Genomic DNA, 21,815 nt, shown 5'->3' with positions numbered 1-21,815 from the left:
TGAGCAATGACGATGGCGTCCCCCTCGCTCCTACAAGTCCATGACAGCGTCGGCTCAGTGCGGCATCCTTGCCCTCCCGGCCCGTCCGCACGAGCGAACCGCATGAACCTGCCACCCCGCCAGCAGAACATCCTCGATCTGGTCCGCGAACGCGGCTACCTGAGCATCGAAGAGCTCGCCCAGCAGTTCGCCGTCACACCGCAGACCATCCGCCGCGACATCAACCAACTGGCCGAGCAGAACCTGCTGCGCCGCTACCACGGCGGCGCGGCCTGGGACTCGAGCATCGAGAACACCGCCTACAACACCCGCGCCGACCAGATGCGCGACGAGAAGCAGCGCATCGCCGATGCCATCGCCGCGCACATCCCGGACAACGCCTCGCTGTTCATCAACATCGGCACCACCACCGAAGCCATCGCCCGCGCCCTGCTCGGCCACCGGAACCTGAAGGTCATCAGCAACAACCTGCACGTCGCCAGCATCCTCGCCGGCAAGGACGATTTCGAAGTACTGATCGCCGGCGGCACGGTGCGCAGCGACGGCGGTGTGGTCGGGCAGGCGGCAGTGGATTTCATCGAGCAATTTCGCGTCGACTTCGCCGTGGTGGGCATCAGCGGCATCGACGAAGACGGCAGCCTGCTGGACTTCGACTACCAGGAAGTGCGCGTCTCCCGCGCCATCATCGATAACGCGCGGCAGGTATTCCTCGCCGCCGACTCCAGCAAGTTCGGCCGCAACGCCATGGTGCGCCTGGGCCCGATCTCCCTGGTCAACCGGGTCTTCACCGACAGCCCGCCACCCGCCGCCGTAGCGCGCCTGATGAGCCAGCACAAGGTTCAGCTCGAGCTGGTCTGAGACTTCCCAGTCATTTCACTTTCGAACATCCAGACGAATGCCTGCGCGAATTCGCGCCAAAGGCTGGTCATTTTTCGTTCACTGAACTAGGATATTTTCGAAAACGAACATAAAAGATTCACTTTCAACACCAGGCGGCCCCATGAATTCCACCCGCTCGCGCCACGCGCCCCTTGCCGAAGTCTATGACCTGGCCGTCGTCGGCGGCGGCATCAATGGCGCGGGGATCGCGGCGGACGCCGCCGGGCGCGGGATGTCGGTGTTCCTTTGCGAACAGCATGACCTCGCCGCCCACACCTCCTCCGCCAGCAGCAAGCTGATCCACGGCGGCCTGCGCTACCTGGAACACCACGAATTCCGCCTGGTCCGCGAAGCCCTCGCCGAGCGCGAGGTACTGCTGGCCAAGGCTCCGCACATCGTCCATCCGCTGCGCTTCGTGCTACCGCACCGCCCGCACCTGCGCCCGGCCTGGATGATCCGTGCCGGCCTGTTCCTCTACGACCACCTGGGCAAGCGCGAGAAGCTGCCGGCATCCCGTGGCGTACGCTTCGGCATCGACAGTCCGCTCAAGGCCGAGATCACCCGCGGATTCGAATATTCCGACTGCTCGGTGGACGACGCCCGCCTGGTGGTACTCAACGCCATGGCCGCACGCGAGAACGGCGCGCATATCCACCCGCACACCCGCTGCGTCAGCGCGCGGCGCAGCAAGGGTTTGTGGCACCTGCACCTGGAACGCCGCGACGGCAGCCTCTACTCGATCCGCGCCCGCGCGCTGGTCAACGCCGCCGGCCCCTGGGTCGACCGCTTCCTGCGCGAGGAACTGCGCCAGAAACCGCCCTACGGCATCCGTCTGATCCAAGGCAGCCACCTGATCGTGCCGCGCCTTTACGACGGCGAGCACGCATACATCCTGCAGAACGAGGATCGGCGCATCGTCTTCGCGATCCCCTACCTGCGCCAGTTCACCCTGATCGGCACCACCGACCGCGAATACCAGGGCGACCCGGCGCAGATCAGCATCAGCGAAGCCGAGACCGACTACCTGCTCAATGTGGTCAACGCGCATTTCAAGCGCCAGTTGAGCCGACAGGACATCCTGCGCAGCTTCTCCGGCGTGCGCCCGTTGTGCGACGACGAGTCCGACGATCCGTCCGCGGTCACCCGCGACTACACCCTGGCGCTGGACAACACCCCTGGCGAAGCGCCGCTGCTGTCGGTCTTCGGCGGCAAGCTGACTACTTACCGCAAGCTCGCCGAGGCCGCACTGGAGCAGTTGGCGCCGCACTTCGCCGGCGTGATGAAAGCGAGCTGGACCGCCAGTTCCCCGCTGCCCGGCGGCGAAGCCATGACCACCGTGGAAGACCTGGCCATCCAGCTCATGGAGCGCCTGCGCCAGCTCGACCCGGCCCTCGCCCGGCGCTGGGCCAGCACCTACGGCAGCCGCATCTGGAAGCTGCTCGACGGCGCGCACAACCTCAGCGAACTGGGCGAACACCTGGGCGCCGGGCTCTATGCGCGGGAAGTGGAATACCTGGTCCGCGAGGAATGGGCCCGCGACGCCGACGACATCCTCTGGCGCCGCACCAAGCTCGGGCTGTTTCTCAATGCTCAACAGCAACACCAACTGCAGCGCTATCTGACACCCGAAAGCCCTGCTCTGCCGAGTGCGTCTATTGCATAAGGCGACGCCAACGATCACCCGTTAACTACAACGTTTTCGGACGCAACTGATATTTCCCCCACCTGAATCGCCGTAGCCTCCTGCCTTTTCCAGGGATAGCCCCAACAATCAGGAGGTTACATGTTGACCCGACACCGTCTCGCTATCGTTATTGCTTCAATCATGGCCGACCAGGCGTGCGCCGAGAGCCTTTCCGTCATCGGCAATCCGTTGCAGTTGGCAGATACCTATACCAATTCGATCGACCTGGTTGGCGAGGCTCACACCACCGAGCCGCTGCTCACCGCCTGGATATCTGCCACCGGCACCTTTCAGGGCGGTCTGAACAATCACGCCACAGTGACGGTGAGCGGCCCGACCGCCGGGACCATCAGTGGCAATGGCGCGCTCTACCTCCAGTCACGAAACAGCTCACCAGCCAGCATCCAGGGCGACTTCGTCCAGGCGGGATCGCTACAAGCCAGCAACATCGCCGATGCCACCGTCTATGTGGGGAAGGCCAACATCAGCGGCAAGTTCAGCAACCAGGGTACGATCAGCCAGAGCAACACGTTGGGCGCCCTCTCCCCCACCCTCGACAACTACAACCTGCTGATCGATCAGTCGACACTGGGAGGCGGCTTCGAAAACAGCGGAGTCATCCACTCCCAAGGGGATGATTTCCAGAACCTGGTCATCGAGAACAGCAAGCTCTACTCCTTCAGCAACAGCGGCACCATCAGCGCCGATGGCGCGCGCAGCGTCGCAATGCTGTTCGGCCAAGGCAACAAGCTCCTCAACACGTCAGACGATGTCCTCTACAACAGGGGCACCATCAGCGCCAAGGGCCAAGGCTCGATTGCCCTGAAAGTGGAATCAGGATTGGGGGTCGAGAACGCCGGCCTGATTCAGGCGGACGGTACTGCTGTCGATCTTTCCCAGACCAGCATCTACTACACACAGGAGGATGGTCTGACCGCGGGAGGGCAGATCGCCCTGTTAGGCAACTTCTCGCCGGACTCAACAGCCAGCAGCGGCACTCTTGCGAGTTTCGATGGCGGTGCAGTGAAAGGCGATATCCTTAACATGTGGGTCACCGAGGTGGATGGCAACGTGGCCATGGACTCCGCGCTGATCCAGACCCGCTACCTCGAACTGGGCGGCGGCCGCCTGACACTGCTACGGCCCCACACCGTGCTGGAAGGCAACCTGGAGCTGATCGGCAGCGAAATGGAGCTGACGCTGAGCCGCGCCACCGAGCAGAACCGGCCGATTCTGAAGGTTACCGGCGAGGCGGAGGTGGATCCGGGCAGCAGAATTCTGCTCACACCCAAACCCAACGACTTCAGCACCCAGGGCGACCAGCGATATCAATTGATCAGCGCCAGCCGCTGGTACCAGTTGGGCCAGGAATCGGTAGAGGTTCCCATCTCCGCCAGTGAGCTGTCAGTCGCCAGTACTTCCGCGCTACTGACGGTCAATAGCCATGAGTTCGAAGGCAACACCCTGGTCGCCAACCTGCGAGCCATCACCGGCGAAGAGGCCGGCCAGATAGTCGCCGAGGAGGGCGCCAGCGTGGATGCGCAGACTGCCATTGGCGAGCTCTCCGGTCAGATAGACAAACTTCTGCCCACCGACCCAATCTTCGAGCAGATTGCAAACGCGGACGCCGGGCAGATCGCCAAGTTTGCCGAGTCACTCTATCCCGAGGTGAATGGAGGGGCCAATGCAGCGGCCATCTCCCAGCAGCGGCAAATGGAAAACGCCGTCCGCCAGCGTGGTATGGCATTGCGTCAACTCCCCGACAACCTTGATAAGGGTGGAGTCTGGGTTCAGGGGCTTGACGGCCACGGCAGCCAGGGCAGGCGCCAGGACATCACTGGCTTCGATATGAACGCGAGCGGCATTGCCGCAGGGGCGGACGCCGTCCTGGCCCCTGGCCTGATTGCCGGACTGGCATATGGCTACATGGACGGGAACGTCAAGAGCCACAACGGCAACAAGACCGACATCGACGGCAACGCACTAACACTCTATGGCAGCTACCAGCAGGGCGGGTACTTCGTCGACGCCAACCTCTCCTATGGCTGGAGCGAAAACCACAGCAAGCGTTACATCGCCGATACCCGCGCCAAGGGTAATTATCACGGAAAACTGGCCGGAATGAGCCTTCTGGCCGGGTATGATTTTGCCTTGGCCCACGGGCTAGTTCTTGAGCCGCGAGTGGGAGCGCGCTACAGCAATGTCCGACTGGACAACTACGACGAGAGTGGCTCCAGCGCGGCGCTTCACGTCAATAGCCAACGCTACGAGCGCGGCGAACTCGGCGCCGGCTTGCGAGTAGCTGGCGCGCTGCCTGCTGGGAAAGGCCAATTGGTACCGGAGGCGTCGCTCATGGCCTGGCACGACCTGATTGGTGACCGCACGTCCACCACCAGTAGCTTCCTGATCGGCGGAGGCGACTTCGAAACCACAGGTGTACGCCTGTCTCGCGATAGCTATGAAGCTGCCCTGGGGCTCGACTATCGCCTGGGTGCGGTGAGCCTGGGAGGCGGCTATCGCTACGAAGGCAGCAAAGACTTCAACGGCCGTAACCTGGAGGCGCGCCTGCGATATGACTTCTGAGGTCCGTTGACTTCCCAGCCACAGAACGAGATATCCACACTGCCCCATGAGGCATACTACGCGACGCCACCGCCCCGGTGGCGTCGCCGCATAGAGAAAGACGTGGACCTGATCCTCAAGGCAGCCCTCGGCGCCGGCGTGGTGCTGATCCTCGCCGCGCTGTCGAAGACGCGCAATTACTACATCGCCGGCCTGGTGCCGCTGTTCCCCACCTTCGCCCTGATCGCCCACTACATCGTCGGCAAGAGCCGTTCGCTGGACGACCTGAAGACCACCATCCTGTTCGGCATGTGGTCGATCATTCCCTACTTCGTCTACCTGGCCGCGCTCTACCTGATGGTGGATCGCATGCGCCTGGAGCTGTCGCTGGCGATGGCCGCGCTGGCCTGGCTGGTAGCAGCTTCGCTGCTGGTGTTCGTCTGGGTGCGCCTGCACTGAGTCAGGCGCGCGCCGCCAGCTGCGCTTCCAATTCGCTGATTCGTGCCTGCAGGCGATCACGCTCGGCGCGTTCGGCACGGATGTCCTCGAACACGCTGATCAGGTGATCGGGCACCCCGTCCTGTGCGCGACGCTGCAGCGAGGTGCGCACGCGCACCCAGACATAGTCTCCGTCGCGGCGGCGCAAGCGTTTCTCGACCACGTAGCGATCGAAATGACCGGCCAGCAATTGACGCAGGAGCTCCAGATTGGTCGCCAGGTCATCGGGGTGGGTAATATCCTGGAAGGTGATGGCGTACAGCTCCTCGGGGCGATAACCGAGCAACTCGCAAAGGCTGCCATTCACCCGCTGCCAGCTGCCGTCCAGCCCAATGTAGGCCAGTGCGCCCCAGGTCAGCTCGAAGATCGCCCGGAAACGCTCCTCGCTGTTGCGCAGTCGTTCCTCGGTGGCCATGCGCTCGGTGTTGTCCATGCTGATGCCGACCATCTTCAGTGGTCGGCCGACGGCATCGTTGACCACCGTGGCGCGCGAGGCGATCCAGCGCAGGCTGCCGTCGGGCTGGAGAATGCGGAAATCGCACTCGCAGCCCTTGCCCTCGGCAGCAGCACGCTCATACATCGCCTGCATGGTGGCCACGTCCTCCGCCGGGAGGTGGCTCCAGAACGTCTGGTTGGAGCTGACATGCCAGCCGTAGACCGCTTCGACGTTCGGCGAATAGGTCACTTCGTCGCTGATCAGGTTCCATTCCCAGGTGACGATCCGCGCGCCCTCCTGGGCCAGCTTCATCCGCGTCTCGCTCTCCATGATCTCGGCGGTGTAGCGACGGCGCAGGTCGGTCATCGGCAGCTCGATCGGCTCGGCATCCTGCACGCTGCGCAAGGCCTCCTCGCCGTAGCGCAGCCAGAGCCAATTGACCTTGAGAAAGTCTGCCAGCCGACGCAGGTTGTCGTAGTCGATCTCGCCGCCCTTGGTCCACTTGTGCACCGCCGTGCGCGAAATACCCAGGGCCGAACCCACTGCCTGCAACGTCAGCTTGTGGTGTTCGAGCAGTTCCTTGAGACGGAAGGCGAAGCTGTTTTCCATCATGGGTAGCGCGGTTTCCTGGAGGTAATCGAGGACCGCAGTATACACAGCTGTAAACCGGTGGATGACAGCACTGGACGTGCAGGAACGAGCTTGCTCGCGAACACACCCCGCCGCGCAGTGGGTTCGCGAGCAAGCTCGCTCCTGGATCAAGGCCAGGAAGCTACAGGTCGATCACCAACCGCTCCCCGCGAGCGCGGGAGACGCAGAGCATCAGGGTCTGTTGCGACGCCTTTTCCTCGTCCGACAGGTACTGGTCGAAATGCTCCACCTCGCCTTCGAGGATGCGCGTCTCGCAGGTTCCGCAGACACCCTCGCGGCACAGGCAGTCCACCTGGGCGGCCTTGACGTTCTCGATGGCCTGGATGATGGTCATGCCCTCCTCCACCCGCAGTTCACGGCCGGAGCGGCCCAGTACCAGGGTGAAGGCGCCACCGCTGGCGGGAGCGGCCGCAAACTGTTCGAAGTGCACGCGCGCGTCAGCGATTCCAGCCTTCCTCGCGCCATCGATGACGGCATCGATCAGTGGCTTGGGCCCGCAGACATAGACGTGGTCGTTCGCCGCCAGGGAGGCGAACAAAGCGGCCAGATCGAGTCGGCGATCCTCGCTGTCCACATAGAAACGCACATTTCCGGCATGCGGACCGTCTGCCAGTTCGCCCTGGAAGGCGCCATGCTCCTGGCTGCGGAAGGCGTAATGCAACTCGTACGGGACAGCGCCGCCTTCCAGTTCATGCAACTGGGAAAGGAATGGCGTGATGCCGATACCACCCGCGATCAATACGTGACGCCCGGCCTTGGGATCGAGGGCGAAAAGGTTGTTCGGGGTGGAGATCGTCAACTGGGTGCCGACTTCGACCTGCTGGTGCATGAAGGCCGACCCGCCCTTGGATTGCTCTTCCCGTCGAACGCCGATCTGGTAGTGACTGAGGTCGCGCGGATCGCTCATCAGCGAATAGGCGTTGCTCAGGCCGTCGGCCATCTTCACGATCACGTGGCTGCCGCCGCTGAAGGCCGGCATTGGCTGGCCGTCGGCTCGCGCCAGGGTGAAGCGCTTGATCTGCGGGGTTGCCTGCTCCACGGCAGTCACGCGCACGCTGAACATCTCGTAGGTATTGGCCATGGTTCACCTCAACTGACCGGGTGGCCGCGCCACCCGCCTCTCTTCCGGCTCCCCGAGCGGTGGTGGAAGAGAGCTGTTTTCTTGGGAATGCCGCCCCGCTGCCTGCGGGGCGGGTGCCCTGCGCCGACTTCGTCGATGCAAGGCCTCACGCAAGTGCCGCCCACAGGCGGCGCGCCGGATCAGTCCAGGTGCGACACGGCGATCAGGTTGTGGAAGTGGGCGATGCCGTGCTCGCTGATACCCGTGCGCTGCTTATCCACCATGATCCGGCCCTGGCCGCGGTAGCCGCGGGACTTCAGGCCCTTCTGCACGCTTTCCACCAGACGCAGGTCTTCCGGCCGGAACACTTCGCGGTACCAGTCGATGAGCTTCTGCTGCTCCTCGGTGATGTCCTTGTTGAGGAAGTAGATGTCGTAGTGCTGCAGTGTGGTTTCGGCGTCGACCGGGAACTCGTAGATCACGGTCATGAAGTTGGCGCCCGGCGGCACGTTGAACATGGTGCACGGCCAGGCCCAGAAGCCGGAGAAGGACGGATCGCTCACCGACTCGTCGACCTTGAAGGACTGCTCCGAGGACTTGGCGACGCCGTACTGCAGGGTCCAGTTGCCGTGCAGGGTGTGGACGTACTGGCCGACGTCCACCGAGTCGGCAAAGCTCGGGTGGGCCGGGCCGCAGTGGTAGCACTCCATGTAGTTGTCGACGATGGATTTCCAGTTCGCCGGGGTCTGGCTGACGAAGCGCGCGGCCAAGTGCAGATCGTCGATCACGGCGCAGGCAGCGCGCATCTTGGCTTGCAGGCCGGGCAGTTGGTCTTCCACGCTGCCGGCGTTCGGGTCCATATTGATGAAAATGAAGCCGGCGTATTCCTCGACGCTCAGTTGCACCAGGCTGTAGTCGCCCTTGTCGAAGGCCTCGACCTGGTCGCAGTTGCGAACGTGGGTCAGCTCGCCGTCGAGCTTGAAAGTCCAGGCGTGGTAGGGGCACGCGATGACGTTCTTGGCAATGCCGCCAGTGCCTTCGAGCAGTTGGTGACCACGGTGCGGGCAGACGTTGTAGAAGGCGCGCAGCACGTCGTCGCGGCCGCGCACGACGATGATGCTCTCGCCGATCACCTCGCGGACGATATAGGCATTCTTCTCGGCCACTTCGCTGCGATGGCCCAGGCAGATCCAGCTGTGGGCGAAGATCTTTTCCTTCTCATGCTCGAATACGGCATCGCTGGTGTAGAAGTTCGCCGGAATGGTGTAGGCGCGCTCGTGGTCGCTGCAAAAATCGGCGGGCAGGCGTTCGAAGTCGGTCATCGGATATCTCCAGGCTTTCATCGACTCGCGCAGGGCGCGGTCCATTTGTTTTTGGTTTACTGCAACCCGTTGGTTAACAGCGCAGGCAAAAAAAAGCCTGCGGGTGGCGTCGCCCGGGCTGGCGACGCCACGCAGGAAATCACTGGGCCAGGGCCACTTCCCGTACGGGTTCGGCGAAAATCGGGGGCTCGACTACGGCCTCGCCTGCCAGCGCCATCGCCGCGGCCTCCTCCTCGATGCGGTAGGCCGGCATCGAGCCATAGTCCGCCAGCATCCACTTGAAGAAGCCATAGACCTTGACCAGCAGGATCAGGGTGAACGGAATCGCGGTGAGCACCACGGCGGTCTTCATCGTCGACAGCGAGGCCTTGGCGAACAGCATGGCCAGCGGCACCAGGGTCAGGGTGACGGCCCAGAACAGGCGGTGGGTCGGCGTCGGATCATCGCCTTCCTGCAGGTTGCGGGTGCTTGTGGCGGCCACGGCGTAAGCCGCGGCATCCATGTGCGAGGCGCAGAACACGGCCATGATGAACAGGTACACGGCGAGGAACAGCTTGCCCCACGGCAGCGCCAGCAGCAGCGCCTCTACGGCGCTTTCTCCCCCCTGCTCGGTGAGGATCTTCGGCACATCGACGGCACCGGTGATGAACTGGTGCATGCTGTAACTTTCCAGCGCACCGAAGAAGAACCAGCAACCGAAGCTGCCGCCCAGCAGCAGGGCGAATACCACTTCGCGCATCTGCCGGCCGCGCGATACGCGGGTCACGAACATGGCCACGCCAGGGGCGTAGGACACCCACCAGAGCCAGTAGAACACCGTCCAGTTGCGAGTGAAGGCGCCATCGCCGGCCGGGTCGGTGAACAGGCTCATGTGCACGTAGTTCTGGATCATCAGGCCGATGCCGTTGGCGGTGTTATTGATGGTGAACTGGGTCGGACCGACCAGCAGCACCACCGCGGCAAACACCAGCGCGCCGTAGCAGACGATCTTGCTCAGTTTCTGCAGGCCGCCATCGATGCCGATGTAGGAGCTCAGGGAGAACAGCACGGCGATCACACCGATCACCAGTACCTGTACGGTGAAGGTATCCGGCGTGCCCACCAGCCCGGACAGGCCACGGGTCAGGGTCGAGGCGGTCAGCGCCAGGGACACGGTGAGTGCGCCCATCATGGTCAGCAGGAAGATCAGGTCCACCAGGCGCCCCACCGGACCGGTGGCCTTGAAGCCGGTGACGGCCTCGACGATGGAAGCCAGGTTCAGGCCGCTCTTCTTGCGCACGTGGAAGTGGTAGGCCATGGCCAGGGATGCCAGGGCGTAGATCGACCAGGCGCTGATGCCCCAGTGGAAGAAGGAGTAGCCGACGCTGTACTCCAGCGCCTCACGGGATTGCGGAACGATGTTCAGGCCGGGGGTCTGGTAGTAGTAGGCCCACTCCATCACGCCCCAGTAGAGCGTGGAGGAACCCATGCCAGCGCAGATGAACATGAATACCCAGGTGGCCGTGGAATATTCCGGTTTGCCGCTACCGAAGCGGATGTGGCCGTACTTGCTGCAGGCGATGTAGAGCACGGCCAGGGAGCTGCCGAAGATCAGCAGCTGCACGGCGGTGCCGAAGGTGCGGGTAGCAACCTCGAACAGCTGATTCGCGGCTTGCTCGGCCTGGGCCGGAAACGCAGCGAGCCCGATCACGGTCAGGAGCACCGCGACCAGGCTCATGGATATCAGGAATACATCGACCTTCTGGGTCTTGCGGGGCATCAAGGGGGACATCAGGCGTCTCCTGGGACGTTTTTTGTTGTTGTTGCGCATCCGCCGCAGGCTGCGGATGAAGCATCGTCGGACCAGTTGACTCAAACGCGAATAAACCACTGGTTAACAACGATCTAATGGTTAACAGTCTGCGATGAATCGCCGCAGGGTGCAAGAGCTACCCATCGACTCATGCTGCCCTGCCACGACGCCCGTAACCGCTCAGCTACGGGCTTTTCATGGGCAATCCCCGCAGATGTAGGATTTATCTGCTAACGATCTCAGCAATTGCCGCACCCACCGTCTGGGTCGACAACTGCCCGCCCATGTCTCGTGTCACCGATCCATGGGCGATGACCTGTTCGATGGCCGCGAGAATATCGTCGTGGGCCGCGCGGTAGCGCGCATCGCCCTGGCCCACGAAGTCCAGCATCAGCGCCCCGGACCAGATCATGGCGATGGGGTTGGCGATGTTCTGGCCGAAGATGTCCGGCGCCGAACCGTGCACGGGCTCGAACAGCGAGGGGAATCTGCGCTCGGGGTTGAGGTTGGCCGAGGGTGCGATGCCGATGGTGCCGGCACAGGCCGGGCCGAGGTCGGAGAGGATGTCGCCGAACAGGTTGGAGGCCACTACCACGTCGAAGCGCTCGGGCTGCAGGACAAAACGGGCGCAGAGGATATCGATGTGCTGCTTGTCCCAGGCGATCTCCGGATAGCCGGCGGCCATCGCCGCGGTGCGCTCGTCCCAATAGGGCATGCTCACCGCCATGCCGTTGGACTTGGTGGCCGAGGTCAGGCGCTTGCGTTCGCGGGTCTGCGCCAGGTCGAAGGCGTATTTCAGGATGCGGTCGACGCCGCGACGGGTGAACACCGATTCCTGCAGCACGAACTCGTTCTCGGTGCCTTCGAACATGCGCCCGCCCAGGGACGAATACTCACCCTCGGTGTTCTCGCGGATCACCACGAAGTCGATGTCGCCGGGCTTCTTCCCGGCCAGCGGGCAAGGCACGCCGGGGAACAGGCGCACCGGACGGATGTTCACGTACTGGTCGAAGTCGCGGCGGAACTTCAGCAGCGAGCCCCACAGGGAGATATGGTCCGGTACCTTGTCCGGCCAGCCGACGGCGCCGAAGAACAGCGCGTCGAAATCCTTCAGCTGTTCGAACCAGTCGTCCGGCATCATCTTGCCGTGCTCCAGGTAGTAGTCGCAGCTGGCCCAGTCGAAGTGCTCGAACTCCAGCATCAGTCCGTGCTTGCGCGCAGCGGCCTGGACTACGCGCAGACCTTCGGGAAGGACTTCCTGGCCGATGCCGTCTCCGGGAATGGCGGCGATTCTGTATGTCTTGCTCATGGGGCACCCTCGCTGGTGTGAAGTTGGAAGCAGTGCCAGCCATGCTATAAGTGGCAAAAACAAACATAATCCTTGCCACCGTAGATTCTTGAAACACGAACTGTGAACAATCTGCCGAACCTGGAAGATCTCCGTGTCTTCGTCCACGTGGCACGCCGCTCCAGCTTTGCCGGCGCCGCCAGCGAGCTGGGCATGTCCGCCGCCTTCGTCAGCAAGCGTATCCGCCTGCTGGAGGAGGGCCTCGGCGTGCGCCTGCTGCACCGCACCACGCGGCGGGTCTCGGTGAGCGAAGATGGTGAGCGCATCTATCAATGGGCGCTGCGCATCCTCGATGCCGTGCAGCGCATGGGCGATGACGTCAGCGCCCTGCACCGCGAGCCCAGCGGCCAGCTGCGCATCGCCAGCAGCCTGGGGCTGGGCCGGCGCTTCGTCGCTCCCGCGCTTTCGGAACTCGCCGCGCGCCACCCGCAACTGGATATCCGCCTGGATGTGCAGGATCGCCTGGTGGACCTGATCGACGAAGGTTTCGACCTGGACGTGCGGGTCGGCAACGAGATCGATCCGAACCTCATCGCCCGCCCGCTGGCGCGCAACCGCAGGGTACTCTGTGCGGCGCCGGATTATCTGGAGCGCCGCGGCACCCCGCGCACCCTTGCCGAGCTGGCCGGGCACGATTGCCTGGTGATCAAGGAGCGCGACCATCCCTTCGGCGTCTGGCACCTGCAGGGACCGGAAGGCGAGGAAAGCGTGAAGGTCACCGGGCCGCTGTCGTCCAACCACGGCGAGGTGGTGCACCAGTGGTGCATCGACGGGCGCGGCATCCTGCTGCGCTCCTGGTGGGACGTGCACGACAGCCTGGAGGATGGCCGACTGGTGCAGGTGCTGCCCGAATACCAACAGCCGGCGGACATCTGGGCCGTCTACGCCGCCCCACTGGCCAGCTCGGCCAAGGTGCGGGTGGCGGTGGAGTTCCTGCGGCAGTATTTCGCCGAGCGCTACAGCTTGCCCGCCCCCTGAAACTCACAGCGAGCGTGGGAGCGGTTTCCGGCCGCGATGTGCAACCGGCCGGCTCAGCGTGGTCGGAAATCGATCACGGACTACGTCCGCTCCTGCGAAAGCCTCAGAGTTGGGCGACGTGTCCGCCACCCTGGTGCTCGCGCAGGTACGGCAGCACTGCGCCGAGCAAGGGTTCCTTGAAGTCTTCCTGGAAACGGTGCGCCATCCCCGGAATCAACTTCAGCACCGAGCCGCGAATGTGCGCGGCCACATGCACGCCGTGCATCACCGGCAGCAGCGGATCGGCCGTACCGTGGACCACCAGGGTCGGCACGTTCAGTCGGTTGAGCAGTTCCACGCGGCTGGGCTCGGCGAGGATTGCCAGCATCTGCCGCTGCACGCCTTCGGGGTTGAAGGCGCGGTCGTAGGAGCGCGCCGCCTGCTGCAGCAACTGCTGGCGGTCGTCGTGAACCTGCGGACTGCCGAGGGCAGCCAGCAGGTCGGCCTGCTGTTCGATGGCCTGTTCGCGGCTGGCGGCCTCGCGCCGGGCGAGCAGGCGCAGCAGCGACTCGCTGGGCGCCGGCAGGCCTTCGGCGCCGGAGCTGGTCATCACCAGGGTCAGGCTGATCACGCGATCCGGCGCGAGGTCGGCGACATGCTGCGCGATCATCCCGCCCATGCTCGCGCCCAGCACATGGGCGCGTTCGACGTGCAGGGCGTCCAGCAGGTGCAGTGCGTCGCCGGCCATGTCGGTCAGGCTGTAGGGCGCGCTCACGGGCAGGCCAAGGCGATAGCGAATCACTTCGTAGGTCAGGTTGCCGCTGGGCGTAGGAACACGCCAGGAAGACAGGCCAACATCGCGGTTGTCGTAGCGGATCACCCGGAAGCCCTGCTGGCAGAGCGCCTCGACCACCTCATCCGGCCAATGGATCAGCTGGCCACCCAGGCCCATGACCAGCAGCAGCGTCGGGTCCTGCGGACGCCCGATGCTCTGGTAGGCCAGGCGCACGTCGCCCAGGTCGACCAGTTCGGTCGGCACCCGCGCATCGCAACGATCGGCGGCAATAGCAAGGGAGGGCAAGCCGCAGAAAAGAACGACTGCCAGTAGAAAAGCACGCATGAATGAAAATCCGGAACGCAAAACCCCAGTTAATAGCGATTCTGATGAATTTCCGTCGCTCGCTCTGCCACAGGTCCGTGACAGTTTGATGAAAGGCGCTGAGCGGTCGCCGACGGCCCTTCCCATGATGCGGGTCAAGAGCGGCCGCCCCCAACAGTCGCGAAGATAGAAGCCCCCGCTCGGAAGCTCTGCCATGGCCTACCCCATCCTGCTGGTGCTGCACCTGTTCGCCGCGATCCTGTTCGTCGGCACTGTGTTCTTCGAAGTGCTCATCCTAGAGAGCATCCACCGCCATGTGCCGGCGCGGGCGATGAAAATGGTCGAGGGCGCGCTCGGCCGTCGCCTGCGCCGGGTGATGCCCTGGGTCATCCTGACCCTGTTCGGCAGCGGCCTGGGCATGCTGCACCTGCGTTACGCGCCGCTGCTGGCCGAGCCGCTGGCATCGCCCTTCGCCACCCTGCTCAGCCTCAAGCTGCTGCTGGCCCTCAGTGTCCTGGGCCACTTCATCTTCGCCATGTATTCATTGCGTGTCGGGCGCATGACCGGCCAGCGTTCCCGGCGCATCCACTACAGCGTGTTCGCCCACGTCGTGCTGATCGTCCTGCTGGCCAAGGGCATGTTCTATCTGAGCTGGTGACCTCAGCCCGATGAGTCGGGCCCGGCTCCCCCTGCTGGTGAATCGCCAGCAGCCGGCTTATCATGAGGGCAGTTCAATTTATCCGCCTTTTCATCAAGATTTCCTCATACTGAGGCGAGGCCGCGCCATGCTTGAACTCCGTCACCTGAAAACCCTGCATGCCCTGCGCGAAGCCGACAGCCTCGTGGAGGCCGCCGAGCGCCTGCACCTCACGCAATCCGCCCTGTCCCACCAGTTCAAGGAACTGGAGGAACGCCTGGGCCTGTCGCTGTTCATCCGCAAGACCAAACCAGTGCGCTTCACCAGTGCCGGACTGCGCCTGCTGCAACTGGCCGACGCCGTGCTGCCGCAGCTGCGCGGCGCCGAACGCGACCTGGCGCGCCTGGCGGGCGGCACCGCCGGCCGCCTGCACATGGCCATCGAGTGCCACAGCTGCTTCCAGTGGCTGATGCCGACCATCGACCAGTTCCGCGACGCCTGGCCGGAAGTGGAGCTGGACCTCGCCTCCGGCTTCTCCTTCGCCCCGCTGCCGGCATTGGCCCGTGGCGACCTGGACCTGGTGGTGACCTCCGACCCGGTGGACATCGCCGGCATCACCTACGTGCCGCTGTTCACCTACGAAGCGCTGCTGGCGGTGGACAACCACCACGCGCTGGCCGGCAAGTCCTTCATCGTTCCGGAAGACCTGGCCAACCTGACGCTGATCACCTACCCCATCGAGCGCGATCGCCTGGACATCTTCACCCGCTTCCTCGAACCGGCCGACGTCGAGCCAGCGCAGGTCCGCACCTCCGAGCTGACGGTGATGATGATGCAACTGGTGGCCTCCGGCCGTGGCGTCTGCAGCCTGCCCAACTGGGCGCTGCACGAGTACAGCTCGCGGGGCTACGTGACCGCCAAGCGCTTGGGGGAAAAAGGCCTGTATTGCACCCTGTTCGCCGCCATCCGCGCCGACATGCTGGACGCACCCTTCATGCGCGATTTCCTGCTGACCGCGAAGGACACTTCCTTCGCTACCCTCGAAGGCGTCAGCGCCGCCAAGGGCTGAGCACGGCCGAAACGCGCGCATAAAAAAGGCCCTCCTTGCGGAGGGCCTTGGGGACATGAATCAAGGAGCGGCTTGTAATAGCTTTAGTTGCCGACGCCACGCGATGGGGTGCGCGGCGTTGGGGTGATCATTGATCAATCGAGGAGGCGAGAAAATATTCCGACACGAGAAAAGGAATACTCCCACCTCACTTGAGACCAACTCCTCAAATCGCGCATCACCTTTCCAGCGCGCGCGATTTCCATCCAGCGCTCACGACGGCTTCGCTTCCGCCGCCCTGGCATGCTCCTCCGCCCACTGTACATCCCGCTCCCAAACCCGCTTGAAGGCCGGGCGCGAGGTCACCAGTTCCACGTAACGCTCGAACACCGGCAGCTTGGGCACGACGCCGAAGCCAATGGTCCAGCGCAGGGCCGCGCCCCACAGCACATCGGCAGCGGTCATGCGGTTGCCCAGCAGGTAAGGGCCGGTTTCCAGCTGTTCGGCGAGGGCGCGCATCACGCTGTCGTAGTCGCCATAAGGGCTCATGGCCTGCGGTGCGGCATCGCGCTTGAGGGCGCGGTCGACGATGGCCGGCTCGAAGCTGGAGCCGTAGAACACCAGCCAGCGCAGGTAGGGGCCGCGCAGCGGATCGTCGAGGGCAGGAGCGAGGTTCGCGCGGGGGAAGAGGTCGGCGAGGTAGATGAAGATGGCACCCTGCTCGGTGACCAGTGACTCGCCGATGCGGATCGCCGGCACCTTGCCCAGCGGATTGATCGCCAGGTACGCCGGTTTGCGCTGCTCGCCGGCCTTCATGTTGATCAGTTCGAGGTCGTACTCGGCGCCCAGCTCCTCCAGCAGCACCAGGGTGCCGCTGGAGCGTGTCTGGGGCGAATGGTAGAGAGTGAGGCGGGGCATGGCGGGATCTCCTCGGTCATCACGGCTCGGAGTCCCCAGCATAGCCCCGCGCGGGCCTCACGCCTCCTCGAAATGCATCTCCGGCGGTTGCTGGCGGAAGCCGCCGGTGATCACCGCGAGGTAGATCACGCCGAGCACCAGCCAGGTGGCGCCGAGCCAGATCGCCAGGTGATCGAGGCTGACCATCAGCCACAGGTCAGCGAGCAGGCCGATCAGCGGGAACAGCAGGAACAGCACCAGCTCGCGCAGGCCGCGGCGTTCGGCATTCAGGTAGTAATGGAAGATCACCGAGAGGTTCACCAGGCTGAAGGCCAGGAAGGCGCCGAAGTTGATGAACGAGGTGGACGTGGTGACGTCCATGTGCAGCGCCAGCAGGGCCACCACGCCGCACAGCACGATGCTGTTCACCGGGGTTTCGAAGCGCTTGCTGATGCGCCCGAAGAACGGCCGCGGCAGCACGCCGTCGCGGCCCATGGCGAACAGCAGGCGCGAGGCGCTGGCCTGGGCCGACAGGCCGGAGGTGAACTGGCCGACGATCAGGCCGATCAGGAAGAAGCTGACGAACAGGTCGCCACCGATGTTGCGGGCAATTTCATAGGCGGCGGAATCGGCGTTCTGGAACTCCACCGACGGGTGCGCCAGCTGTACGAAATAACTGGCGGCGATGAAGATGCCGCCGCCGATCAGGGTGATCAGCAGGATGGCGCGCGGAATGGTCTTGCGCGGTTCGTGGGTTTCTTCGGTCAGGGTACTGACCGCGTCAAAGCCCAGGAACGAATAACAGGCGATGGCAGCGCCACCCATGATCAGCGGCAGTTGGGTGCCTTCCTTGAGGAAGGGCTCCAGGGTCCACAGCGGACGGCTGCCGTCCCCGGTGATGTAGTGGATGGCCAGGCCAACGAAAGCGATCAGCACGAGGAACTGCACCAGCATCAACACGCCGTTGATGTTCTTCGCCAGGCGCAGGCCGACCACGTTGATCGCGGTGGTTACGCCGATGAAGGCCAGTACCCACAAGGCTTGCGGCACGGCCGGGAAGGCGGAATGCAGATAGGCCGCGCCGATCAGCCAGATGGCCATGGGCAGGAACAGGTAGTCCAGCAACACAGCCCATCCGGCCAGGAAGCCCAGTTTCGGGCTGATCGACTTGCGCACGTAGGTGTATGCCGAGCCGGCAACCGGGAAGGCGGCGGCCATGCGCCCGTAGCTGAGCGCGGTGAAGAGCATGGCGACAGAAGCGACGAGGTAGGCCGAAGGCACTACGCCGCGGGTGACGTCGGCAAGGATGCCGAAGGTGCCAAGGACGATGATCGGGGTCATGTAGGCGATGCCGAACAGCACCACCGAACCCAGCGACAGGGTTCGTTTGAGTCGAGCCATTACTGCTTACTCCGCGTTGTGTTTGTTATGGCAGTACTTAAGTTGCCGACCTGCACTCACCCGCAGGCCTCGCGGGTGCTCGCGGCGCCCGTCGTTCTTGATGATTCGCTTGATCGGCGCAGCCCTGCGCCCCGGCACCCCGACAGCGGTGCCGGAAGAAAAACTCAGGCGGGAATGATCAGCTCGCGCAGACCGCCGTCGTGCTCGCGCAGCTCGCCGGGCAGCACGAAGCGCCGCTCGGCCAGGTAGCTGTAGTCGCGGCGCGACTGCGCCAGGCGTTCGAAGTCCAGCTCGACGATCTGCCGGCACTCTTCGCGGCCGGCCTCGACTATCAGCTGGCCGTACGGGTCGACCACGGCGCTGCCACCGGCGAAAACCAGGCCGTCATCACCTTCGCCGACGCGGTTGACCATCACGGCGTAGGCCTGGTTTTCCATGGCGCGGCCCATGATCGCGGTGCGGTGGGTCGGGCCGTACGGGTCCATGTTGCCGTTGGTCACGATGATCAGCTCAGCGCCCAGTTGGCCCAGCGCGCGGGCGGATTCGGGGAATTCGATGTCGAAGCAGATCACGATGCCGACGCGGATGCCGTTCCACAGGCAGGTGGCGTAGCGGTCGCCGGGGGTGAAGATGCCGCGGTCCGACGCCCACAGGTGCGTCTTGCGGTACTTCATGGCGATGCCTTCGGGGGTGATCAGCAACGTGGTGTTGTAGAAGCGGCCATCGTCAGCGGCTTCGGCGAAGCCCACGGCGACGGAGATGTTCTTCTCCTGCGCGGCGCGTTGCACGGCCTGCACGCTGGGGCCGTCCACCGGCTCGGCGATGGCGGCGATGTTCTGCGCGGTGGGGAAGCCGGTCAGCTGGGTCTCGGGGAACACCACCAGTCGGGTGTCGTCGGCGCAGGCGTGGATGGCCTCCAGGGTGCGGGCCAGGTTCCAGGCCACATCGCCATCACGACCGGCGAGTTGGACGAGTTCTACTTTCATGGGGCTTCCTCGGATTCTTGTCTTTGCGGTGACCGGACGCTGTCAGTCAAAATGCGCACCGCGCCGGTTCAAGGCATCCACCGAGTATGCCGGGCGTGCCATCACCGGGTAATTACGCCCGCGTGGTAACCCATCGGGGGTAGAGTCATGAGCCTTTCCCTTCAGGATATCGCCTGGCACCGCTCGGTCGGGCAGCTGATCGAAGCGCTGGACAAGCCGAACTTCTGGACCTCGCTGGTGCGCCTGCTGGGCCAGTATGTGCCCTTCGACAGCTGGGTCGTGCTGCTTTTCAGCAATGGCAGGCCCCAGGTGTTCGCCGAATGCCCCGGCGAAGATGGCGGCCCCGATCCGCTGTTCCAGGACTACCTCAAGGGCCTCTACCTGCTCGACCCCTTCTACATCGCCAGCCGCGAGGCGCCCGGAAGCGCGCTGCTGCGCCTGGACGACGTGGCGCCGGAGATGTTCGAGCAGACCGATTACTACCAGCGCTACTTCAGCCTCAACGTGGTGGCCGATGAAGTGCAGATCAACGTGCAACTCGACGGCGAGCGCACCCTCTGCTGTTCGGTGGGCAGCAAGGGCCGCTTCACTCCGGAACAGATCGCCCTGCTAGCCCTGGTACACCCCTGGGTCGCCGGCCTGATGCGCCAACGCATGGCCTTCGAACGCGAAGTCCAGGAAGCGCCCCCGCCGCCACGCTGGCAGAACCGCCTGGAATCCACCGCCCAGCAGATGGAAACACCGCTCACCGCGCGCGAGCTGGAAGTGGGCCGGTTGATGCTCAGCGGCTGCTCCAGCAAGGAGATCGCCCGCAAGCTGGCGATCTCCGCCGAGACGGTGAAGGTCCACCGCAAGCACATGTACGCCAAGCTGGGGATCAAGTCGCAGTCCGAGCTGTTCTCGCTGTTCCTGCAGGCGCAGGGCTAGAGCCCCGAAGTAGCAACCGCCTCTGCAGGAGTCTGCAGCCGTCGAGCGGTCGGTGAGCATTCAAGACCACACGGGGCCATGCTGGAAGACAGGAGGAATCCCCATGACCCTCAGCGTCTTCGACATGTTCAAACCCGGTGTCGGGCCGTCCAGTTCGCACACCGTTGGGCCGATGCGCGCCACCCGCGAGTTCGTCGACCGCCTGCGCAACGACGGCCTGCTGGCCCGAACCACGGCCATCGAGGTGCATCTCTTCGGCTCCCTCAGCGCCACCGGCAAGGGCCACGCCACCGACCGCGCCTGCCTGATCGGCCTGCTCGGCATCGACCCGGCGGAAGCCGACCCCGCTGCCCTCGCCCCTCAGGTGGACGACATCCTGCTGCGTCATCGCTTGCGTCTTGGCGGCCTGCACGAAATCGACTTCGATCCAGCGCGGCAACTGGTCTTCCACGACGACAGCCTGCCCGCCCATCCCAATGGTCTGCACCTGCGCGCCCTGGACGAAAACGGCGAACTGCTGGCCGAACGCATCTGCTACTCGGTCGGCGGCGGCTTCGTGGTGGATGCGGCGGACTTCAATACCGACCGCGCACTGCCGGACAACCCGATGCCCTACCCCTTCCACAGCGCCGAGGAACTGCTGCGCCTGTGCCATGAGCACGGTTTCCGACGCATCAGCGACCTGATGTGGGCCAATGAACGCGCGCTACGCAGCGACGAGGAAATCCGCGCCGGCCTTGCGCATATCTGGGAGGAAATGCAGAGCTGTGTGAACCGTGGTCTGGAAACCGAAGGCACACTGCCCGGCGGCCTCAAGGTGCGCCGCCGCGCGCCCATGCTCTATCGCCGGCTGAACGAAGCGGACAGCGGCAATCTGATCGCCACCACCCTGGGTGCCCTGGACTGGGTGGACCTTTGGGCGCTGGCGGTGAACGAGGAGAATGCCGCCGGCGGGCGCGTCGTGACAGCCCCCACCAATGGCGCGGCCGGCATAGTCCCGGCGGTGCTGCACTACTACGCGCGCTACGACCCCGACGCCAACGCCGAAGGCATCGAGCGCTACCTGCTCACCGCCGCCGCCATCGGCATCCTGTGCAAACTCAACGCTTCGATTTCCGGCGCTGAAGTCGGTTGCCAGGGCGAAGTGGGTTCAGCCTGCGCCATGGCCGCTGGCGGTCTCGCGGAAGTCCTCGGCGGCAGCCTGGAGCAGGTGGAAAACGCCGCCGAGATCGGCCTGGAGCACAACCTCGGGTTGACCTGCGATCCGGTCGCCGGGCTGGTCCAGGTGCCCTGCATCGAGCGCAATGCCATGGCCTCGCTCAAAGCCATCAACGCCGCCCAACTCGCCCTGCGAGGCGACGGCCAGCACCTGGTCAGCCTCGACAAGGCCATCGACACATTGCGCGATACCGGGCGCGACATGATGGACAAGTACAAGGAAACCTCGAAGGGCGGGCTGGCGGTGAATGTGATCGCCTGTTAGTTCGGCGGATGCGCTTCACGAGCGGGCTCGCTCCTGCCGGCCTGACGCCGGCGCGCGCAAGAGCGAGCTTGCTCGCGAACAGCCCAGGGGCAAACGCCATCGTTCTTGCACCGCCCGAAACAAGCTTTCTCAGCGCCGGAGAAAATCG

18 protein-coding genes are annotated in these 21,815 nt (G+C 64.3%); 9 read left to right on the top strand and 9 right to left on the bottom strand.

All coding sequences use genetic code 11. From position 1 onward, the window contains the following. Window positions 1–102 precede the first annotated feature (102 nt). From LDJ84_RS07520 to LDJ84_RS07505, 4 genes are all read left to right on the top strand, one after another. Entirely contained in the window at window positions 103–858 is a 756-nt protein-coding gene (locus LDJ84_RS07520) for a DeoR/GlpR family transcriptional regulator (RefSeq protein ID WP_196913484.1), read from the top strand. 142 nt (window positions 859–1,000) lie between these two features. Next, on the top strand, window positions 1,001–2,542 hold the full coding sequence (glpD, locus tag LDJ84_RS07515) for a glycerol-3-phosphate dehydrogenase (RefSeq protein WP_024765389.1): 1,542 nt from the start codon (window positions 1,001–1,003) through the stop codon (window positions 2,540–2,542). 120 nt (window positions 2,543–2,662) lie between these two features. Then, window positions 2,663–5,146: an autotransporter outer membrane beta-barrel domain-containing protein gene (locus LDJ84_RS07510; RefSeq protein ID WP_226046141.1), complete on the top strand. Its 2,484-nt coding sequence runs from the start codon at window positions 2,663–2,665 to the stop codon at window positions 5,144–5,146. Window positions 5,147–5,257: 111 nt separating this feature from the next. Next, complete coding sequence (locus tag LDJ84_RS07505) at window positions 5,258–5,584, top strand: GlpM family protein (protein WP_169942803.1); 327 nt, start codon at window positions 5,258–5,260, stop codon at window positions 5,582–5,584. A gap of 1 nt (window position 5,585) precedes the next feature. Here LDJ84_RS07505 and LDJ84_RS07500 read toward each other — a convergent pair whose 3' ends face one another. The 5 genes from LDJ84_RS07500 to LDJ84_RS07480 all read right to left on the bottom strand — a co-directional run bounded on the left by LDJ84_RS07500 (window position 5,586) and on the right by LDJ84_RS07480 (window position 12,193). Then, window positions 5,586–6,671, bottom strand: coding sequence for a helix-turn-helix domain-containing protein (locus LDJ84_RS07500; protein WP_024765386.1), 1,086 nt, complete (start codon window positions 6,669–6,671; stop codon window positions 5,586–5,588). 160 nt (window positions 6,672–6,831) lie between these two features. After that, a complete protein-coding gene (locus LDJ84_RS07495; RefSeq protein ID WP_065083698.1) occupies window positions 6,832–7,791 on the bottom strand; it encodes a PDR/VanB family oxidoreductase in 960 nt (319 codons plus the stop codon). A gap of 179 nt (window positions 7,792–7,970) precedes the next feature. After that, window positions 7,971–9,092, bottom strand: coding sequence for an aromatic ring-hydroxylating oxygenase subunit alpha (locus LDJ84_RS07490; protein WP_226046140.1), 1,122 nt, complete (start codon window positions 9,090–9,092; stop codon window positions 7,971–7,973). 139 nt (window positions 9,093–9,231) lie between these two features. Then, window positions 9,232–10,863 (bottom strand): BCCT family transporter, encoded by a 1,632-nt coding sequence (locus LDJ84_RS07485; protein WP_318784716.1) that lies wholly within the window; start codon window positions 10,861–10,863, stop codon window positions 9,232–9,234. Window positions 10,864–11,107: 244 nt separating this feature from the next. Further along, window positions 11,108–12,193 carry a tartrate dehydrogenase gene (locus LDJ84_RS07480; RefSeq protein ID WP_065083697.1) on the bottom strand — a complete coding sequence of 362 codons (1,086 nt, stop codon included), beginning with the start codon at window positions 12,191–12,193 and terminating at the stop codon, window positions 11,108–11,110. A 102-nt stretch (window positions 12,194–12,295) separates the two neighbouring features. On the opposite strand from LDJ84_RS07480, the gene LDJ84_RS07475 reads away from it, so the two are divergent. After that, complete coding sequence (locus LDJ84_RS07475; RefSeq protein ID WP_065083696.1) at window positions 12,296–13,210, top strand: LysR substrate-binding domain-containing protein; 915 nt, start codon at window positions 12,296–12,298, stop codon at window positions 13,208–13,210. 103 nt (window positions 13,211–13,313) lie between these two features. Here the strand turns inward: LDJ84_RS07475 and LDJ84_RS07470 are convergent, their stop codons facing one another. After that, a complete protein-coding gene (locus LDJ84_RS07470; RefSeq protein WP_024765380.1) occupies window positions 13,314–14,309 on the bottom strand; it encodes an alpha/beta fold hydrolase in 996 nt (331 codons plus the stop codon). Between the two features lie 193 nt (window positions 14,310–14,502). On the opposite strand from LDJ84_RS07470, the gene LDJ84_RS07465 reads away from it, so the two are divergent. Both LDJ84_RS07465 and metR read left to right on the top strand, forming a co-directional pair. Beyond that, on the top strand, window positions 14,503–14,946 hold the full coding sequence (locus LDJ84_RS07465; protein WP_024765379.1) for a CopD family copper resistance protein: 444 nt from the start codon (window positions 14,503–14,505) through the stop codon (window positions 14,944–14,946). 127 nt (window positions 14,947–15,073) lie between these two features. Further along, on the top strand, window positions 15,074–15,994 hold the full coding sequence (metR, locus tag LDJ84_RS07460; RefSeq protein WP_024765378.1) for a transcriptional regulator MetR: 921 nt from the start codon (window positions 15,074–15,076) through the stop codon (window positions 15,992–15,994). Between the two features lie 252 nt (window positions 15,995–16,246). On the opposite strand, the gene LDJ84_RS07455 is transcribed toward metR, so the two are convergent. The 3 genes from LDJ84_RS07455 to LDJ84_RS07445 form a co-directional block, all read right to left on the bottom strand. Next, complete coding sequence (locus LDJ84_RS07455; protein ID WP_024765377.1) at window positions 16,247–16,891, bottom strand: glutathione S-transferase family protein; 645 nt, start codon at window positions 16,889–16,891, stop codon at window positions 16,247–16,249. Window positions 16,892–16,948: 57 nt separating this feature from the next. Continuing rightward, entirely contained in the window at window positions 16,949–18,271 is a 1,323-nt protein-coding gene (locus tag LDJ84_RS07450; RefSeq protein WP_045209819.1) for an APC family permease, read from the bottom strand. Window positions 18,272–18,435: 164 nt separating this feature from the next. Then, on the bottom strand, window positions 18,436–19,257 hold the full coding sequence (locus tag LDJ84_RS07445; protein WP_226046139.1) for a carbon-nitrogen hydrolase family protein: 822 nt from the start codon (window positions 19,255–19,257) through the stop codon (window positions 18,436–18,438). Between the two features lie 147 nt (window positions 19,258–19,404). On the opposite strand from LDJ84_RS07445, the gene LDJ84_RS07440 reads away from it, so the two are divergent. After that, a complete protein-coding gene (locus LDJ84_RS07440; RefSeq protein WP_084359633.1) occupies window positions 19,405–20,184 on the top strand; it encodes a helix-turn-helix transcriptional regulator in 780 nt (259 codons plus the stop codon). Between the two features lie 103 nt (window positions 20,185–20,287). Further along, window positions 20,288–21,667 carry an L-serine ammonia-lyase gene (locus tag LDJ84_RS07435; protein WP_226046138.1) on the top strand — a complete coding sequence of 460 codons (1,380 nt, stop codon included), beginning with the start codon at window positions 20,288–20,290 and terminating at the stop codon, window positions 21,665–21,667. Window positions 21,668–21,815: the final 148 nt, after the last annotated feature.

The sequence above is a fragment of the Pseudomonas sp. HS-18 genome, assembly GCF_020401845.1.
GTDB lineage: Bacteria > Pseudomonadota > Gammaproteobacteria > Pseudomonadales > Pseudomonadaceae > Pseudomonas > Pseudomonas nitroreducens.
This window is presented reverse-complemented; position numbering and strand designations above follow the sequence as displayed.

Coding starts and splice junctions, on each gene's coding strand:
- LDJ84_RS07480 (WP_065083697.1), bottom strand. CDS start 12,193: ATGAGCAAGACATACAGAATCGCCGCCATTCCCGGAGACGGCATCGGC.
- glpD (WP_024765389.1), top strand. CDS start 1,001: ATGAATTCCACCCGCTCGCGCCACGCGCCCCTTGCCGAAGTCTATGAC.
- LDJ84_RS07435 (WP_226046138.1), top strand. CDS start 20,288: ATGACCCTCAGCGTCTTCGACATGTTCAAACCCGGTGTCGGGCCGTCC.
- LDJ84_RS07520 (WP_196913484.1), top strand. CDS start 103: ATGAACCTGCCACCCCGCCAGCAGAACATCCTCGATCTGGTCCGCGAA.
- LDJ84_RS07445 (WP_226046139.1), bottom strand. CDS start 19,257: ATGAAAGTAGAACTCGTCCAACTCGCCGGTCGTGATGGCGATGTGGCC.
- LDJ84_RS07455 (WP_024765377.1), bottom strand. CDS start 16,891: ATGCCCCGCCTCACTCTCTACCATTCGCCCCAGACACGCTCCAGCGGC.
- LDJ84_RS07450 (WP_045209819.1), bottom strand. CDS start 18,271: ATGGCTCGACTCAAACGAACCCTGTCGCTGGGTTCGGTGGTGCTGTTC.
- LDJ84_RS07490 (WP_226046140.1), bottom strand. CDS start 9,092: ATGACCGACTTCGAACGCCTGCCCGCCGATTTTTGCAGCGACCACGAG.
- LDJ84_RS07470 (WP_024765380.1), bottom strand. CDS start 14,309: ATGCGTGCTTTTCTACTGGCAGTCGTTCTTTTCTGCGGCTTGCCCTCC.
- LDJ84_RS07485 (WP_318784716.1), bottom strand. CDS start 10,863: ATGTCCCCCTTGATGCCCCGCAAGACCCAGAAGGTCGATGTATTCCTG.
- LDJ84_RS07495 (WP_065083698.1), bottom strand. CDS start 7,791: ATGGCCAATACCTACGAGATGTTCAGCGTGCGCGTGACTGCCGTGGAG.
- LDJ84_RS07510 (WP_226046141.1), top strand. CDS start 2,663: ATGTTGACCCGACACCGTCTCGCTATCGTTATTGCTTCAATCATGGCC.
- metR (WP_024765378.1), top strand. CDS start 15,074: ATGCTTGAACTCCGTCACCTGAAAACCCTGCATGCCCTGCGCGAAGCC.
- LDJ84_RS07465 (WP_024765379.1), top strand. CDS start 14,503: ATGGCCTACCCCATCCTGCTGGTGCTGCACCTGTTCGCCGCGATCCTG.
- LDJ84_RS07500 (WP_024765386.1), bottom strand. CDS start 6,671: ATGATGGAAAACAGCTTCGCCTTCCGTCTCAAGGAACTGCTCGAACAC.
- LDJ84_RS07440 (WP_084359633.1), top strand. CDS start 19,405: ATGAGCCTTTCCCTTCAGGATATCGCCTGGCACCGCTCGGTCGGGCAG.